Here is a 16,718-nt window from a genome sequence, read left to right as displayed (position 1 = left end):
CGGTGGTGCAGGTCCCCGCCGGGCCGGTTTCCCTGCGCAATCCTGGACGTTCTGCCGTGTCTCACTCCCTGTTGTATTGCTCCGTGCCACTCGCCCTGGCGTTTGCCGGCCTGGCCGTGGCCAGCGAAGACCCCGTCGACCTGCCCGGGCTGACCATCCAGGCCAAGGCCGCCGAGGAGGGCGAAACCGACCTGAATACGCCCACCAGCGCCGGTTCGCGGCTCGAGCTGTCGGCTCTGCAGACGCCGGCCAGCACCACCAGCCTGAGCGGCGCCGAGGTGCGCGGGCGCAACAACCGCAGCGTGCAGGATGCGGTGACCCGCACGCCGGGCATCAGCAGTATCGGCACGCCGGGTAACGGCGGCACCGCGCTGTCGGCGCGTGGCTTCACCGGCCATTCCGCGACCATGCAGCTGTACGACGGCACGCGCCAGTACGTCGGAGCCGGCACCGTGACCTTCCCGGTGGACACCTGGTCCGTGCAGCGTATCGATGTGCTGCGCGGCCCGGCTTCGGTGCTGTACGGCGAGGGCGCCACCGGCGCGGTGATCAACGTGGTGCCGAAGAAACCCTTCGCCGGCCCGGTCCACAATCAGTTGCGCCTCGGTTACGGCAGCGATGACCGGCGGCAGGTGGCGCTGGACAGCGGTGGCTCGCTGAGCGACGCGCTGAGCTATCGCTTCAACGTCAATCAGCAGGCCAGCAACGGCTGGGTGGACCGGGGCGACTCGGAGAGCCTGGCGTTCAGCGCCGCGCTGCGCTGGGAGGCGAGTGACGAGCTGAGCTTCACCCTGTCCCACGACCATGGCGACCAGGACCCCGAGCGCTACTTCGGCACCCCGCTGGTCAACGGCCACTACCGCGAGAGCCTCCGTGAGCACAACTACAACGTCGGCGACGCCGAGGTCCGCTACAACGACCAGATCACCCGCCTGGTGACCGACTGGCGCATCAACGATGCGCTGACGGCGAGCAACCAGCTCTACTACATCAAGACCCAGCGCTACTGGCGCAATGCCGAGTCCTACCGCTGGCAGCCCGGCGACCTGGTGCTGCGCAGTGACTTCTACGAGATCAAGCACACCCAGGAGCAGGTCGGCGACCGTCAGAGCTTCACCCTGGACCACTCACTGTTCGGTCTCGACAGTCGCACCCTGGTGGGCGTGGACTACAACCGAATCCACTTCGCCCGACAGCATGACTTTGCCAGCAGCTTCAGCGACAGCGTGCCGCTGGCGGGTTCTGGCGGTGGCCGCTACCAGAGCGACGATCCGCAGGGCTACGGCCCGCGCGAGCGCAACCTGGCCCGGCAGTTCTCGCTGTTCGCCGAGAACCGCACGCAACTGAGCGAGCGCCTGTCCCTGGTAACTGGCGTGCGCCGCGATCAGGTGCATATCCAGCGTGACGACCTGCTCGGCGACAGCCGCGTCGACCGCAGCCTGAGCGGCGGCAACTGGCGCGCCGGCCTGGTGTTCGCCCTGACCCCGGAGCTGTCGCTGTACGGCCAGCATGCCACCAGCACCGAAGGGGTGAACAACCTGCTCACGCTCAGCCCCAGCCAGCAACAGTTCGACCTGAGCCGGGCCAGGCAGACCGAGGTCGGCCTCAAGCAGGCGTTCTGGAACGGGCAGGGCGAGTGGACGCTGGCTGCTTACCATATCGTCAAGAAGAAGCTGCTCAGCCGCGAGACCCCCAGCTCGCCCACCGAGCAGGTCGGCCAGCAGTCTGCCGACGGCCTCGAGGCCAGCCTGGAGCTGGCGCTGGGGCGCGGCTGGCAGGTATCGGCCAATGCGGCCTTCGTCCGCGCCGAGTACGACGACTTCGTCGAAGGCGGTGGCGATCGCAGCGGCAATCGTCCGAGCAACGTACCCCGGCGCACCGCCAACCTGTGGTTGAACAAGGCGCTGGGGCCTGGCCTGGATGTCGGTGTCGGCGCGCGTTATGTCGATGCCCGCTACGCCGACGCCGCCAACCAGATCGAGGTACCCGGCTACACCGTGGTCGACGCCAACATCGCCTGGCAGGCGCTGCCGGACGTGCGCCTGGGCCTGGAACTGAACAACCTGTTCGACCGCCAGTACGCCACCACCGCCAGCAGTGCGGGGCAGCAGTGGTACCTGGGTGCGCCGCGCTCGTTCTTCGTCACCGCGGACTACAGCTTCTGATGCAACGCCTGCGTATTCGCCAGCTGGCCTGGTCGCCCAACGGGCAGCAACCGTTGCTCGACGACATCGACCTCGACGTCGCTGACGGCGAGCTGCTTGGCCTGCTCGGCCCCAACGGCAGTGGCAAGACCAGCCTGTTGCGCTGCGCCTATCGCTTCCAGCGGCCCAGCACCGGCCGCGTCGAGCTGGATGGCGAGGCGCTGTGGCAGCGCTCGCCGCGCTGGTGTGCGCAGCGTGTGGCGGTGGTGCTGCAGGAGTTCCCGCAGGACTTCGGCCTGCGCGTGCACGAGGTGGCGGCCATGGGGCGCACGCCGCACAAGGGGCTGTTCGACAGCGACGATGCCGAGGACCAGCGCCTGGTCAGCGAGGCGCTGGCGCGGGTCGGCCTCGGCGAGCTGGCGCAGCAGCCGTTCGCCTGCCTGTCCGGCGGCGAGAAGCAGCGTGCGCTGCTGGCGCGGGCCCTGGTGCAGCAACCGCAGCTGCTGATTCTCGACGAGCCGACCAACCACCTCGACCCACGCTACCAGCTGGAGCTGCTGCGGCAGATCAAGGCGCTGGGGCTGGCGACCCTGGCCAGCTTTCACGACCTCAACCTGGCGGCGGCCTTCTGCGACCGTCTCTGCGTGCTCGACCGCGGGCGCCTGCTGGCGGTCGGAACGCCGGCCGAGGTGCTCACCGCCGAACTGCTGCAGCAGGTGTTCGGCGTGCAGGCCCTGGTCGATACCCATCCACTGGCGGGTTACCCGCGCATTACCTGGATCCTCTGATGACACGCCTCACCTCGACGCCAAGGCGCCTTCCACGCCGCCGCGTTTCGTTCCTCGTGGCAGCGGCTGCATGGCTGCTGTTGGCCAGCAGCCCGAGCTGGGCCGTCACCGTGACCAGTTGCGACCGCCAGGTGAGCATCGAGCGTCCGCCGCAACGCGCGGTCAGCCATGACATCAGCCTGACCGCCATGCTCCTGGAGCTGGGGTTGAAGGCGCGCATGGTCGGCTACAGCGGCGTCAGCGCCTGGAAGACGCCGGCGCCCGAACTGCAGGCCGATCTGGACGGCCTGCCCGAGCTGGCGCCGCGCTACCCCTCGCTGGAAAACCTGCTGGATGCCGACGCCGACTTCTTCTTCGCCGGCTGGAACTACGGCATGCGCGTCGGTGGCGAAGTGACCCCGGCCAGCCTGGCGCGCTTCGGCATCCCGGTGTACGAGCTGAGCGAGTCCTGCGCGCATGTCATGCCCAATCGCGTTGCCAGCCTCGATGACGTCTACGGCGACCTGCGCAACCTCGGCCGCATCTTCGCCGTCGAGGCGCGGGCCGAGGGGCTGGTGCAGGGCATGCAGGCGCGGGTGGCGGCGGTGCAGGCGCGTCTCGGCGAGCAGCCGCAACGGCCGCGCGTGTTCGTCTACGACAGCGGCGAGGACGTACCCTTCAGCGCCGGGCGACTGGGCATGCCGCAGTCGCTGATCGACGCCGCTGGCGGGCGCAACGTGATGGACGGGGTCGCCGGCAACTGGATGCAGGTCGGCTGGGAGGCCGTGGTCGAGCAGGACCCGCAATGGATCCTGATCGTTGACTATGGCGAGCGCAGCGCGGCGCAGAAGCGCGACTTCCTCATGCAGCATCCGGCCCTGCAGGGCGTCAGCGCGATCCGCCAGCAGCACTTCGTGGTGCTGCCCTACCTGGCGGTGACGCCGAGCCTGGACAACGCCGCCGCCATCGAGACCCTGGCCGCCGCGCTGCATCCCGAGGCCTTCGCACCGTGACGCGCCTGCGCCTGTTGCTGCTGGTGCTGGCGCTGCTGTTGCTGCTGTCGTGCGCCGTGTCGCTGGCGTTCGGGTCGGCGCAGGTGCCGCTCGAGCGCGTGCTGGCGATTCTCGGCCGGCACCTGTTCGGCATCCAGCCCGAGCAGGCGATCAGCGTCGGCCAGGACAGCATCGTCTGGCAACTGCGCGCGCCGCGAGTCCTGCTCGGCGCGCTGGTCGGCGCCGGGCTGGCCCTGGTCGGTACCGTGCTGCAGGCGGTCACCCGCAACCCGCTGGCCGACCCGCACCTGCTCGGGGTCAGCTCGGGAGCGGCGTTCGGTGCGGTGGTGGTGGTGCTCTACCTGGGTGAATTCGCCGGCGTCCTGAGCCTGCCGCTGGCCGCCTTCGTCGGCGCGCTGGCGAGCATGCTGCTGGTGCTGCTGATCGCCAATCGTGGCGGGCGTCTGCACAGCGACCGCCTGCTGCTGGCGGGGGTGGCGGTGTCCTTCGTGATGATGGCGGCGAGCAACCTGCTGCTCTACCTGGGCAACCCGCATGCAGCCAGTTCGGTGCTGTTCTGGATGCTCGGCGGCCTTGGCCTGGCGCGCTGGGAGCTGCTCTGGCTGCCGACGCTGTGCCTGGCCCTGGCGTTGCTGGTGCTGCTGGGGCTGGCCCGCGCGCTGAACGGCCTGATGGCCGGCGAGCAGAGCGCGGTGAGCCTGGGCCTGGAGCCGCGCCGTGTACGGCTGCTGGTGTTCGTGGTGGCGTCCCTGCTCACCGGCGTGCTGGTGTCGCTGTCCGGTGCCATCGGTTTCGTCGGGCTGATGCTGCCGCATGTGGCGCGCTTTTTGGTCGGTGCCGAGCACCGCCGCGTGCTGCCGGTGGCGGCGCTGCTCGGCGCGCTGTTCCTGGTCTGGGTCGATGTCGCCGCGCGCACCTGGCTGGCGCCGCAGGACCTGCCCATCGGCATCGTCACCGCGGCCATCGGCGGGGTGTTCTTCGTGGCCCTGCTCAGGCGCCGCTAGTCAGCCACGTCATCCGCCCAGGAGGGATGACCCTGCGCGCCGCACGTCGAAGGGCGCCACGATCTGCCCAGGACGTGCGCCGATCTGCACGCCCGATGCAGTAAAATGGCCCGCGTGTCGATCCCGCGAGCCGTCCCATGCCTTTGCCGCAGCGCCATCGCTACCGTGTTCTGTTCACCGTTCTGGCGATTCTCGTCGGCCTGCTGCTGAGCGTCTGGCTGGGCGGGCGCTACGCCGAACGACGGGCCTGGGACGAGCGCAGCGCCGAAGCCCGTGGCCAGCTGCAGCTCTACGCCCAGTCCATCCGCACGCTGGTCGAGCGCTTCAGCTCGGTGCCCGAAGTGCTGGCGCTGGACAGCGACATCCGCAGCCTGTTGCGCGCGCCCCACGACCGCCAGTTGCGCCTGGCGCTGAATCAGCGGCTGGAGCGCCTGAACGCCGCTGCCGGCTCCACCGTGCTGTACCTGCTCGATGCCCGTGGGGAAACCCTGGTGGCCAGCAACTGGCGCGACTGGAGCAGCTTCGTCGGCAACAACTACGCCTTCCGCCCGTATTTCCAGAACGCCGTGCGCAACGGCGGCGCGCGTTACTTCGCGGTGGGCGTGACCACCGGGATTCCCGGCTACTTCCTGTCCCATGTGGTGCGCGGCGACGACGGCGAGCTGCTCGGCGTGCTGGTGGTCAAGCTGGAGCTGGAGGACCTGCAGCGCGAGTGGGTCGGGCAGCCCGGCGTGCTGCTGGTCGCCGATGGCTACCAGGTGGTGATCCTCAGCAACAAGCCGGCCTGGCGCTTCCGCGCGTTGCAGCCGCTGGACGAGCAGGCGCGCGCCGAGCTGGTGGAGGTGCGCCGCTACGCCGAGCAGGCGCTGCAACCGCTGACGCATCGGGTGTACCGACGTATCGACGACGAGGCCGACTGGGCGCGTGTCGACGGCCCCGATGGCAATCACGATTACCTCTGGCAACGCCTGGTCATGCCCGACGAGGGCTGGACCCTGCACCTGCTCAGCGAGCCGGCGGGGCTGGCCGACAGCATCCGCAGCTACCGCCTGGCCGCCGCCGGGGTGTGGATGACGCTGGCCTTCCTCCTGCTGTTCCTCGCCCAGCGGCGCAAGAACCAGCGCCTGCAGGCCGGTATCCGCGAGCGCCTGGAACGTGAGGTGGCGCTGCGCACCGCCGAGCTGCGCGAAGCCCAGGACGGCCTGGTGCATGCCGCCAAGATGGCCGCACTGGGGCAGATGTCGGCCGCCCTGGCGCACGAGATCAACCAGCCGCTGACCGCCCTGCAGATGCAGCTCGGCAGCCTGCGCCTGTTGCTCGACAGCGGTCGGCCGGAAGCGGTGCACGAGGGCCTGCAACGCATCGATGGCCTGTTGCAGCGCATGGCCGCGCTGACCGGTCACCTGAAGACCTTCGCGCGCAAGACGCCGGCCGGTCTCAGCGAGCGCCTGTGCCTCGGCGACGTGCTGGAGCAGGCCCTGCAACTGCTGGCGCCGCGCATGCGCAGCGAGCAGGTGGAGCTGCGCACCCAGGTCGACGGCGAGGCCGAAGTGCTCGGGGACGCCATCCGCATCGAGCAGGTGATACTCAACCTGCTGCACAACGCCCTCGACGCCATGCTCGACAGCGATTCGCGCATCCTCCTGGTACGCATCTTCCGTGACGGCGCCGCCTGTGTGCTGAGCGTCGAGGACAGTGGCGGCGGTATCGCCGAAGAGGCCCTCGGCCGAGTCTTCGAACCCTTCTTCACCACCAAGCCGGTGGGCCAGGGCCTGGGGCTCGGGCTGGCGGTGTCCTACGGTATCGTCCGCGACCTCGGCGGCATGCTCGAGGCGCACAACGGCGAGCGCGGCGCGGTGTTCACCCTGAAGCTGCCGAGCGCACCCTGATACCTGTGGGTGAGGCGTCATTCACCCTGCGACGAGCCTTCGTAGGAGCGGCTTCAGCCGCGAACGGCCGCTGGCCAACGCCGCTCCTGCGGGTTCTTCTCCTGACGCTGTGGATGGTCTCAGGAGATCGCTTCCGGGCTACACTGCCTGCCGTTTTCCTCAGGAGGTGTCATGAGCGCTCAGGTCATAGTGGTCGACGACGAAGCGGCGATTCGCGAGGCGGTCCAGCAGTGGCTGGAGCTGTCCGGCTTCACGGTGCGCACCTGTGCCAGCGCGGCCGAGGCCCTGGCCCTGGTCGACCGTGACTTTCCCGGTATCGTCGTCAGCGACGTGCGCATGCCCGGCAGTGACGGCCTGCAACTGCTCGACAGGCTGCTGCAGGTGGACACCGACCTGCCGGTGATCCTGGTCACCGGCCATGGCGATGTGCCGATGGCGGTGCAGGCGTTGCGCCAGGGTGCCTATGACTTCATCGAGAAACCCTTCACCCCCGAACGCCTGCTCGACAGCGTGCGGCGTGCCCTGGACAAGCGCCGGCTGGTCTGCGAGAACCGCCAGCTGCGCCAGCAGGTCGCCGACAAGGGGCGCATCGAGAGCCAGCTGATCGGCATGTCGCGCTCGATGGAAAACCTGCGCCGGCAGATCCTCGAGCTGGCTGGCACCTCGGTCAACGTGCTGATCCGTGGTGAAACCGGCAGCGGCAAGGAGCGCGTGGCGCGCTGCCTGCACGATTTCAGCCCGCGCGCCGGCAAGGCCTTCGCTGCGCTGAACTGCGCGGCGATCCCCGAGACCATCTTCGAGAGCGAGCTGTTCGGCCATGAGAGCGGCGCCTTCACCGGCGCGCAGGCCAAGCGCATCGGTCGCATCGAGCATGCCGACGGCGGCACCCTGTTCCTCGACGAGGTGGAGAGCCTGCCGCTGGCGCAGCAGGTCAAGCTGCTGCGCGTGCTGCAGGAAAAGACCCTGGAACGCCTGGGCTCGAACAAGAGCATCCAGGTCGACTTGCGGGTGATCAGCGCGGCCAAGCCGGACCTGCTCGACGAGGTCAAGGCAGGCCGCTTCCGCGAGGACCTGGTGTACCGCCTCAACGTGGCCACCCTGCATATCCCGCCGCTGCGCGAACGGCGCGAGGACATCCCGCTGCTGTTCGAGCATTTCGCCCAGGAGGCGGCCCGTCGCCACGGCCGCGAGGCGCCGCCGCTGGCGCCCAGCGAGCTGGCGCGTCTGCTCGGGCATGACTGGCCGGGCAACGTGCGCGAGCTGATCAACGCCGCCGAGCGCCATGCCCTGGGCCTGTCCAGCCCGCCCCCGGCGGAGCGTTTCGCCGGCCAGGCGCTGGCGCAGCAGATGGAGGCCTTCGAGGCGCAATGCCTGCACAACGCCCTGCTGCACTGCCAGGGCAACATCACGGCGGTGATGGAGATGCTGCAGCTGCCGCGGCGCACCCTCAACGAGAAGATGCAGCGCCACGGCCTGTCGCGCGGTGACTACCTGCCCGGCGGCGAGGAGTGACAGCGGCGCTGGCGATGTGGCTGGCCGCCTGGCCCGGGGCAAGCCGTGGAAACAGCCTGATCCGACCGGGCCCTTCATTCAGGTTCACGCGATAAGCGGATTTCTGCCGACCCCGTCACAGGTGTCGGCGGTTTCTCGCTCAGTGACCGTCTGGTCGCTGGATAGAACCCCTCTACCTCGGGCCTTTCGCGCCCTGGCACGGCATCTGCTATAGCCATGGCAGCCGCGCCGCATCCTGCCGACGTGGCGACCATAACAACGACAAGAGGTCAGCCCATGAACTGCCACGCCCCCCGTACCCTGCTGCACGCGCTGTTCAGCATGGGCCGCCTCCGCACCGCGCTCGCCGCGGCTCTTGTCCAACGCTGCACCCTGCGCTGCTGATCGCGCACCGCCGATGACGCCAGGCCGGCGTCGTCTAGAGTGAAACTCTGCATAAAGCCATAACAACGACGGAGATACTTCCATGCGACTGACCAAGAAAATCAGCCTGTTCGCCGCTGCCGCGGCCATCACTGCCAGCACCGCCGTGCTCGCTGCGCCGACCTTCATCAACGTGCTCACTGGCGGTACCAGTGGTGTGTACTACCCGATCGGCGTCGCCCTGTCGCAGCTGTACACCAATGGCATCGAAGGCTCCAAGACCTCGGTCCAGGCGACCAAGGCCTCGGTGGAAAACCTCAACCTGCTGCAGGCGGGTCGTGGCGAACTGGCCTTCGCTCTCGGTGACTCGGTAGCCGATGCCTGGAACGGCGTGGAAGACGCGGGCTTCAAGGCGCCGCTGAAGAAGCTGCGGGCCATCGCCGGCACCTACCCGAACTACATCCAGATCGTGGCCAACGCCGAATCCGGCATCAAGAGCCTGGAAGACCTCAAGGGCAAGCGCATCTCCGTCGGTGCGCCGAAGTCCGGCACCGAGCTGAATGCCCGCGCCATCTTCAAGGCCGCCGGCCTGAGCTACGAGGACATGGGCAAGGTTGAATTCCTGCCGTACGCCGAGTCGGTCGAGCTGATCAAGAACCGCCAGCTGGACGCCACCCTGCAGTCGTCCGGTCTGGGCATGGCCGCCATCCGCGACCTGGCCTCGACCATGAAGATCAGCTTCGTCTCCATCCCGGCCGACGTGACCGCGAAGATCGACAACGCTGCCTACCAGGCCGCCACCATCCCGGCCGGCACCTACGACGGTCAGGACGCTGACGTGCCCACCGTGGCCATCACCAACATCCTGGTCAGCCACGAAGGCGTCTCCGATGACGTGGCCTACCAGATGACCAAACTGATGTTCGACAACCTCGACCGCCTGGGCACCGCCCACTCCGCGGCCAAGGACATCAAGCTGGAAACCGCTACCAAGAACCTGCCGATCCCGCTGCATCCGGGTGCCGAGCGCTACTACAAAGAAGTCGGCGCGCTGTAATCACGGCCTGGGCCACGGCGTGCGCGCCGTGGCTCCTGCTACAGAATCGCGAATAAAACCGGCGTTCATGGACGGTGGGTTTTGTTGGCGACTCTGCCCCGTATCGAAGTAGTCATGAGGTTTGCACTCCATGAGTGAACAGAACAACGGCCTGTCCGCCAGTCCGTCCGACTGGCCGAAGGCGCTCTTCGCCGTCGCGCTGCTGTTTTCCATCTTCCAGATCGTCACGGCGGCGTTCCACCCGGTGTCGACCCAGGTGCTGCGTGCGGTGCACGTGGGCTTCCTGCTGCTGCTGGTGTTCATCAGCTACCCGGCGCTGGGCAAGGGCCGTCCGTGGCAGCCGCTGGCCTGGCTGCTGGGCCTGGCCGGCATGGCCACGGCCATCTACCAGTGGTACTTCGAGGCGGACCTGATCCAGCGTTCGGGTGACCTGACCAGCGCCGACATGGTCATCGGCCTGACCCTGGTGGTGCTGGTGTTCGAAGCCGCGCGCCGGGTCATGGGCATCGCCCTGCCGATCATCTGCGCGCTGTTCCTGGCCTACGGCATGCTCGGCCAGTACCTGCCGGGCGACCTGGTGCACCGCGGCTATGGCATCGATCAGCTGGTCAACCAGCTGTCGTTCGGCACCGAAGGCCTGTACGGCACGCCGACCTACGTCTCGGCCACCTACATCTTCCTGTTCATCCTGTTCGGCGCCTTCCTCGAGCAGGCCGGGATGATCAAGCTGTTCACCGACTTCGCCATGGGCCTGTTCGGTCACAAGGTCGGCGGCCCGGCCAAGGTCTCGGTGGTGTCGTCCGCGCTGATGGGCACCATCACCGGTTCCGGCGTGGCCAACGTGGTCACCACCGGCCAGTTCACCATCCCGCTGATGAAGCGCTTCGGCTACCGCCCGGCCTTCGCCGGTGGTGTCGAGGCCACCTCGTCGATGGGCAGCCAGATCATGCCGCCGATCATGGGCGCCGTGGCCTTCATCATGGCCGAGACCATCAACGTGCCGTTCTTCGAGGTGGCCAAGGCCGCGCTGATCCCGGCGCTGCTGTACTTCGGCTCGGTGTTCTGGATGGTTCACCTGGAGGCCAAGCGTGCCAACCTGCGCGGTCTGCCCAAGGACGAATGCCCGAACCCGTGGAAGTCCGTACGTGAGCGCTGGTTCCTGCTGATCCCGCTGTTCATCCTCATCTACCTGCTGTTCTCCGGGCGCACGCCGCTGTTCTCCGGCACCGTCGGCCTGGCGCTGACCGCCATGGTCATCCTCGGCTCGGCGATCATCCTGCAGGTGTCGTCCAAGATCATGCGCTTCGCCTTCTGGATCGCCCTGGGCGTGCTCTGCGCCGGCTTCTTCCAGCTGGGGATCGGCGTGGTGTTCGGTGTCATCGCCGTGCTGGTGGCGGTGTGCTGGTTCGTCAAGGGCGGTCGCGACACCCTGACCCTGTGCCTGCACGCGCTGGTCGAGGGCGCTCGCCATGCGGTGCCGGTCGGTATCGCCTGCGCCCTGGTCGGGGTGATCATCGGCGTGGTGTCGCTGACCGGCGTGGCGTCGACCTTCGCCGGCTACATCCTCGCCATCGGCCAGGACAACCTGTTCCTGTCGCTGGTGCTGACCATGCTCACCTGCCTGGTGCTGGGCATGGGCATTCCGACCATCCCCAACTACATCATCACCAGCTCGATCGCCGCCCCGGCGCTGCTCGACCTCGGCGTACCGCTGATCGTCTCGCACATGTTCGTCTTCTACTTCGGCATCATGGCCGACCTCACGCCGCCGGTGGCGCTGGCCTGCTTCGCGGCCGCGCCGATCGCCAAGGAGCGTGGCCTGAAGATCAGCCTGTGGGCGGTGCGCATCGCCATCGCCGGCTTCGTCGTGCCGTACATGGCGGTCTACTCGCCGGCGCTGATGCTGCAGGGCGACAGCCTGCTGGCCACCTTCTACGTGGTGTTCAAGGCCGCGCTGGCCATCGGCATCTGGGGCGTGGTGTTCACCGGCTTCCTGCAGGCCAAGCTGAGCTGGTGGGAGCGCATCCTGGGCCTGGCGGCGGGCACCAGCCTGATTCTCGCCACGCCGATCAGCGATGAGCTGGGCTTCGCCCTCAGCGCGCTGTTCATCGGCCAGCACTTCTGGCGCGCGCGTCGCGCCGAGGTGGCGGCGGCGTGATCGGTCTCTGTCTGGGACTGGCCGGGGCGGTGTGGGCGGAGCTGCCCACCGCCGAGTTCACCCTGGCCTGGACCCACACCATCGAGAAGATCCGCTGGGAAGAGGATTACCGCGTCACCGCCGAGGGCCTGCTCCTCGGCGAGGCGCGGGTCAAGGGTTCCGGCGCCGGGATGGAAATTCCCGACGGCGCCGAACTGCGCAATGGCAGCTGGCACTACCAGCGTCAGCTACCGCCTTTGCAACCCCTGCGAGTCGGGCGTACGCCCGAAGCCGGGGATTACCAACTGTGTATTGACCAGCGTTGTCGCCCGATGAGCGACTGGCTCGGCCCGCCAAAAGCGAGCCAGCCGGCGTTGGAACTCTGGAGCTGCGAGCTGAGCTCCCCTGCGCCTGACGCAGGCTAGGTTCGCCCGATCGGACCCATGCTCCCGGCGCCACAAGTGCCGGCTGAAAAAGAAGGAAACCCCCATGCGGCGCAAGCCGGTGGGGGTTTTGTTCGTCTGCGGCTACGCTTGAGCAATGCCCCGTTCGAGGAGACCCGTCATGCACCCTGTCTTTCGCTCCGCCCTGCCGTTCGCCCTCTGCCTGTCACCGACCCTGGCCAGCGCGCTGGATATCCAGCCCGGCGTCTGGGAGGTCAGCTCGCACAACATGCAGGTCGGCGGCCAGGCCATGCCGGCGATGGAGGAGATGCTGGCGCAGTTGCAGAACCTGCCGCCGGAGCAGCGCCAGATGATGGAGAACATGCTGGCCGAACAGGGCATCAGGCTCGGCGCGGGTGGTGTGCAGATGTGCCTCACCGCCGAGCAGATCAAGGCCCAGGACATTCCCCTGCACGACCCCGAGTCCGGTTGCCGCAACGAGGTCCTCGAACGCAGCGCGACGCTGTGGAAGTTTCGCTTCACCTGCCCGGATGCCCAGGGCGAAGGGGAGACGCGTTTCGTCAGCGACAAGGAATTCACCACCCAGGTCAGCGGTACCTACAACGGCCAGCCGAGCAGCATGGAGAGCCGGGCGCGCTGGGTCGGCGCGGACTGTGCCGTGCTCAAGCGCTAGATTTCACAGGCCGTGGCGCAGGCGAATGGCCTCGACCTGTTCGCTGCGCTCCTCCAGGAAGCGGTTGAAGGCCTCGATCACCTGCGGGTAGCGGATGCTCGACAGGTAGTAGTGGTCTTCCACGTGCGGCAGCTGCGGGTCGAGCACCAGCGCCTGCTCCGCCAGGTCCATCAGGCGCAGCTGGTGGGCCACCACGCGGGGGTTGAGGTAGACCGCGTCGACCCGGTCATTGATGGCCATGAGCAGCAGCGACTCGATCTGGTTGGCCTGGATCAGCTTGATACGTCCGGCGTGGATCTCCGTCAGGTACGGCCAGGGGGTGAAACCGTTCTGCGTGCCGAGCAGGCGGATACGCGCCACGCCCTGGCCGAGCTGCTGCGGCTTGACCAGGATGCCGTCGACATAGGGCGCCGCCGGGCGGCTGTAGTGGATGGCGTGGCCGGCCTTCTGGTCGGCGTTCCACTGCGGGTGGTCGGGGAACTTCAGGTCGACCCGCCCGCCGAGGAAATCCCCCAGCAGGCGCCTCACCGGCAGCGGCACGTAGACGAAGCGGTAGCCGTGCTCGGCGGCAAAGGCATCCAGCAGGTCGCGGGCATAGCCTCGGTATTCGCCGTTCTCCACGTCGGAATAGGGCTGGTAGGGCTGCAGTTCCACGCCGACACGAATCACCTCCTGCGCCAGGCAGGGCAGGGCGAGCAGGCAGAGGCAGAACAGCTGGGCGAGGCGCGTCTTCATGGGGCAGTGCCAAGGGCGGCAGACTCCATAACCATAGTCGTGCCGCGAAGCCTGTTCAAAGTCGCGCCGGCAGGCGCCCGGGGTGGCGAAAGTGCGCGATATTGCAGTGAACGGGCAGGTTTCAGGCTTCTCAGAGGATGGGCGAGATCAGCCGCGCCACGCGCATGCCCAGTTGCTGCAGGCGGTGCAGGTTGCGGCGGTCGGCATTGACCAGCTCGCGCGAGCGGCTGAAATCCGCCTCCAGCATCCGGGCGACCTCGGCGTTGAAGCCTTCGTCGACTATCAGCAGGCTGGCTTCGAAATTCAGGCGGAAGGAGCGGTTGTCCAGGTTGGCGCTGCCCAGCACGCAGGCGTCGTGGTCGATCAGCAGCGCCTTCTGGTGCAGGAAGCCCGGCTGGTAGCGCAACACGCGCACCCCGGCGCGCAGCGCCTCGAAGGCGTACAGGCTGGACGCGGCATAGACGATACGGTGGTCGGGGCGCGCCGGCAGCAGCAGGCGCACGTCCACCCCGCGCATCACGGCCAGGCGCAGGGCGGCGAACAGGGCTTCGTCGGGGACGAAATACGGGCTGCTCAGCCACACGCGTTCGCGCGCGGCGTGGATCGCCTCGACGAACATCAGCGAGCAGGTTTCCTGGGCGTCGGCCGGACCGCTGGCGATCACCTGGCAGAGCACGCCGGGTTCGTCCTGCTTGCTCGGCATCAGCAGCGGCGGCAGCTTCTGGCAGGCCCAGTACCAGTCTTCGGCGAAGGCCTCCTGCAGGCTGGCCACCACCGGCCCGCGCACTTCCACGTGGGTGTCGCGCCAGGGCGCCAGCGGCGGCTTCTGCCCGAGGTATTCGACGCCGACATTGAGGCCGCCGAGAAAGCCGATCTCGCCATCGACCACGACGATCTTGCGGTGGTTGCGGAAGTTCAGCTGGAAGCGATTGAACAGGCCGGAGCGGGTGGGGAAGGCGTGCACCTGGACGCCACCCCGGCGCAGCCGGTCGATGAAGGCGCCGGATAGCGCATGGCTGCCGACGCCGTCGTACAGCACGTGCACCTGCACCCCGGCTGCGGCGCGCTCGAGCAGGATGTCATGCAGGCGGCGACCGAGGCTGTCGTCACGGATGATGAAGAACTGCAGCAGGATCACCTGCCGGGCGCCGGCCAGCGCATCGAGCATCGCCGCGAAGGTGGCTTCGCCGTCGATCAGCAACTGCACCCGGTTGCCGGTCAGGCCGGGCAGGTGCGACAGGCGCGGCAGGGCCCGCAGGCGTGCATAGGCGGGCGACAGGTGCGCCGCCTTGGCTTCCTCGACCCAGGGCCGCCAGTCCTGCTCGGCCATGGCCAGGTGCATTTCCCTGTCGGCCTGGCGGCGTGCCTTGACGTAGGCGTCGAAGCGGCTGCGGCCGAACACCAGGTACGGCAGCAACGTCAGGTAGGGCATGAAGAACAGCGACAGTCCCCAGGCCAGGGCGCCCTGGGCGGTACGTACGGTCAGCACGGCATGGATCGCGGCCAGCACACCGAGGGCGTGGATGCTGGCGATCAGGTAGGCGAACAGGTGGGGAATGCCGAAATCCGCAGGCATGCAGGGTCTTCCTTTGCACGGGCTGTGTGCAGCTGACCACGGGGGTTACGCAGCGTTCGATGGTCATCCTGCCATGGCCATCCGGGGAATGGCAGTGCCAGGCAGATGGCCAGCTTCCGGGGAATTATTCGAGGCTTTCACGTGTCTTGGATTCTGAGTGAGCGGAATTCATGTGTTACCCTTTCCCGTTCGACCCGAGTGTGGGTCGTCTTTAATTGGAGGAGGGCATCCGTCCTGTTCACGCTCGTCTAGCGAGTCAAACGCATCAAGGAGCACGCCACGTATGGGAAACGTCCCTTCGCATGACATGACCCCGCCACCCGCAGCGGAAACCCACGAGGGCATCCCGGCACCGACCGGTGAAGCCAACCTGATCGACACCGATTACGTCATCGGTCAGGACAACATCAAAGGGCAGTTCGTCTTCGCCCTCGACATCCATGGCAAGGTCTTCACCATCTCCGCGCTGGTCGCGGTGATTTTCGTGATCCTGGCCCTGGCTCTGCAGAACCAGATCGAACCGCTGTTCAGCGGCGTGCGCGACTGGCTCACCCACCACATGGCCTGGTTCTTCATCGGTGCCGCCAACATCTTCGTCCTGCTCTGCCTCGCGCTGATCGTCTCGCCATTGGGCAAGGTACGTATCGGTGGCAAGGAAGCGACCCCCGACTACACCTACATGGGCTGGTTCTCCATGCTGTTCGCCGCCGGCATGGGCATCGGCCTGATGTTCTACGGCGTGTCCGAACCCATGTCGCACTACAGCTCGTCGATCGCCGGCATCACCGTGGGTGAAGACGGCGTGCGCACTGACTGGGCACCGCTGGGCGGGGCCGAAGGCAACGCCGAGGAAGCGGTGCGCCTGGGCATGGCCGCGACCATCTTCCACTGGGGCCTGCACCCCTGGGCGATCTACGCCATCGTCGCCCTGGCCCTGGCGCTGTTCTCGTTCAACAAGGGCCTGCCGCTGTCGATCCGTTCGATCTTCTACCCGATCCTCGGTGAGCGCGTGTGGGGTTGGCCGGGGCACATCGTCGACATCCTCGCGGTGTTCGCCACCCTGTTCGGCCTGGTCACTTCGCTGGGCCTGGGGGCCGAGCAGGCGGCTGCCGGGGTGGAGTACCTGTTCGGCATTCCGGCCACGGACACCACCAAGGTGCTGCTGATCATCGCCATCACCATGATCGCCCTGGCCTCGGTCGTCGCCGGCCTGGACAAGGGGGTCAAGCGCCTGTCGGAGATCAACATGGCCCTGGCCATGGCCCTGTTGCTGTTCGTCATCATCGCCGGGCCGACCCTGGTGATCTTCACCGACTTCTTCAAGAACCTCGGTGCCTACCTGCAGTACCTGCCGGCGCTGTCCAATCCGGTCGGGCGCGAGGACGCCAACTTCAGCCAGGGCTGGACGGCGTTCTACTGGGCCTGGTGGATCAGCTGGTCGCCG

Annotated in this window: 13 protein-coding genes; 11 read left to right on the top strand and 2 right to left on the bottom strand. The window is 67.7% G+C overall.

Annotated elements, in window-relative coordinates; translation table 11 throughout:
- The first annotated feature begins 56 nt into the window (after window positions 1-56).
- The 10 genes from E4487_RS00065 to E4487_RS00020 all read left to right on the top strand — a co-directional run bounded on the left by E4487_RS00065 (window position 57) and on the right by E4487_RS00020 (window position 12,963).
- Window positions 57-2,165 (top strand): TonB-dependent receptor, encoded by a 2,109-nt coding sequence (locus E4487_RS00065; RefSeq protein WP_175252470.1) that lies wholly within the window; start codon window positions 57-59, stop codon window positions 2,163-2,165.
- Window positions 2,165-2,932, top strand: coding sequence for an ABC transporter ATP-binding protein (locus E4487_RS00060; RefSeq protein ID WP_175252469.1), 768 nt, complete (start codon window positions 2,165-2,167; stop codon window positions 2,930-2,932). The genes E4487_RS00065 and E4487_RS00060 overlap by 1 nt, the downstream gene beginning before the upstream one ends.
- Entirely contained in the window at window positions 2,932-3,924 is a 993-nt protein-coding gene (locus E4487_RS00055) for an ABC transporter substrate-binding protein (protein ID WP_175252468.1), read from the top strand. Before E4487_RS00060 ends, E4487_RS00055 begins: the two co-directional genes overlap by 1 nt.
- Window positions 3,921-4,928, top strand: a complete 1,008-nt coding sequence (locus E4487_RS00050; protein ID WP_037054673.1) for an iron ABC transporter permease — start codon at window positions 3,921-3,923, stop codon at window positions 4,926-4,928. Before E4487_RS00055 ends, E4487_RS00050 begins: the two co-directional genes overlap by 4 nt.
- A gap of 137 nt (window positions 4,929-5,065) precedes the next feature.
- Window positions 5,066-6,817, top strand: a complete 1,752-nt coding sequence (locus tag E4487_RS00045) for an ATP-binding protein (RefSeq protein WP_047589497.1) — start codon at window positions 5,066-5,068, stop codon at window positions 6,815-6,817.
- Between the two features lie 171 nt (window positions 6,818-6,988).
- Window positions 6,989-8,329: a sigma-54 dependent transcriptional regulator gene (locus E4487_RS00040; RefSeq protein WP_037054670.1), complete on the top strand. Its 1,341-nt coding sequence runs from the start codon at window positions 6,989-6,991 to the stop codon at window positions 8,327-8,329.
- A gap of 466 nt (window positions 8,330-8,795) precedes the next feature.
- A complete protein-coding gene (locus E4487_RS00035) occupies window positions 8,796-9,749 on the top strand; it encodes a TAXI family TRAP transporter solute-binding subunit (RefSeq protein WP_037054668.1) in 954 nt (317 codons plus the stop codon).
- Window positions 9,750-9,879: 130 nt separating this feature from the next.
- Entirely contained in the window at window positions 9,880-11,907 is a 2,028-nt protein-coding gene (locus tag E4487_RS00030) for a TRAP transporter permease (RefSeq protein ID WP_037054666.1), read from the top strand.
- Window positions 11,904-12,311: a DUF1850 domain-containing protein gene (locus E4487_RS00025; protein ID WP_037054664.1), complete on the top strand. Its 408-nt coding sequence runs from the start codon at window positions 11,904-11,906 to the stop codon at window positions 12,309-12,311. Before E4487_RS00030 ends, E4487_RS00025 begins: the two co-directional genes overlap by 4 nt.
- A 139-nt stretch (window positions 12,312-12,450) precedes the next feature.
- Window positions 12,451-12,963 (top strand): DUF3617 domain-containing protein, encoded by a 513-nt coding sequence (locus E4487_RS00020; protein WP_175252467.1) that lies wholly within the window; start codon window positions 12,451-12,453, stop codon window positions 12,961-12,963.
- Between the two features lie 3 nt (window positions 12,964-12,966).
- On the opposite strand, the gene E4487_RS00015 is transcribed toward E4487_RS00020, so the two are convergent.
- Window positions 12,967-13,698, bottom strand: coding sequence for an ABC transporter substrate-binding protein (locus tag E4487_RS00015; protein ID WP_037054660.1), 732 nt, complete (start codon window positions 13,696-13,698; stop codon window positions 12,967-12,969).
- A 130-nt stretch (window positions 13,699-13,828) separates the two neighbouring features.
- On the bottom strand, window positions 13,829-15,274 hold the full coding sequence (gene cls, locus E4487_RS00010; RefSeq protein ID WP_175252466.1) for a cardiolipin synthase: 1,446 nt from the start codon (window positions 15,272-15,274) through the stop codon (window positions 13,829-13,831).
- A gap of 283 nt (window positions 15,275-15,557) precedes the next feature.
- Between cls and E4487_RS00005 the strand changes: the two genes are divergently transcribed.
- Window positions 15,558-16,718 (top strand): BCCT family transporter (locus E4487_RS00005; protein WP_175252465.1); only part of this gene is annotated, 1,161 nt, incomplete at its 3' end.

It is taken from the genome of Pseudomonas sp. BMW13 (genome assembly GCF_013357275.1).
Lineage (GTDB): Bacteria > Pseudomonadota > Gammaproteobacteria > Pseudomonadales > Pseudomonadaceae > Aquipseudomonas > Aquipseudomonas khazarica.
The sequence above is the reverse complement of the archived record's forward strand: the minus strand, read 5'-3'. Positions and strand labels throughout refer to the sequence as shown.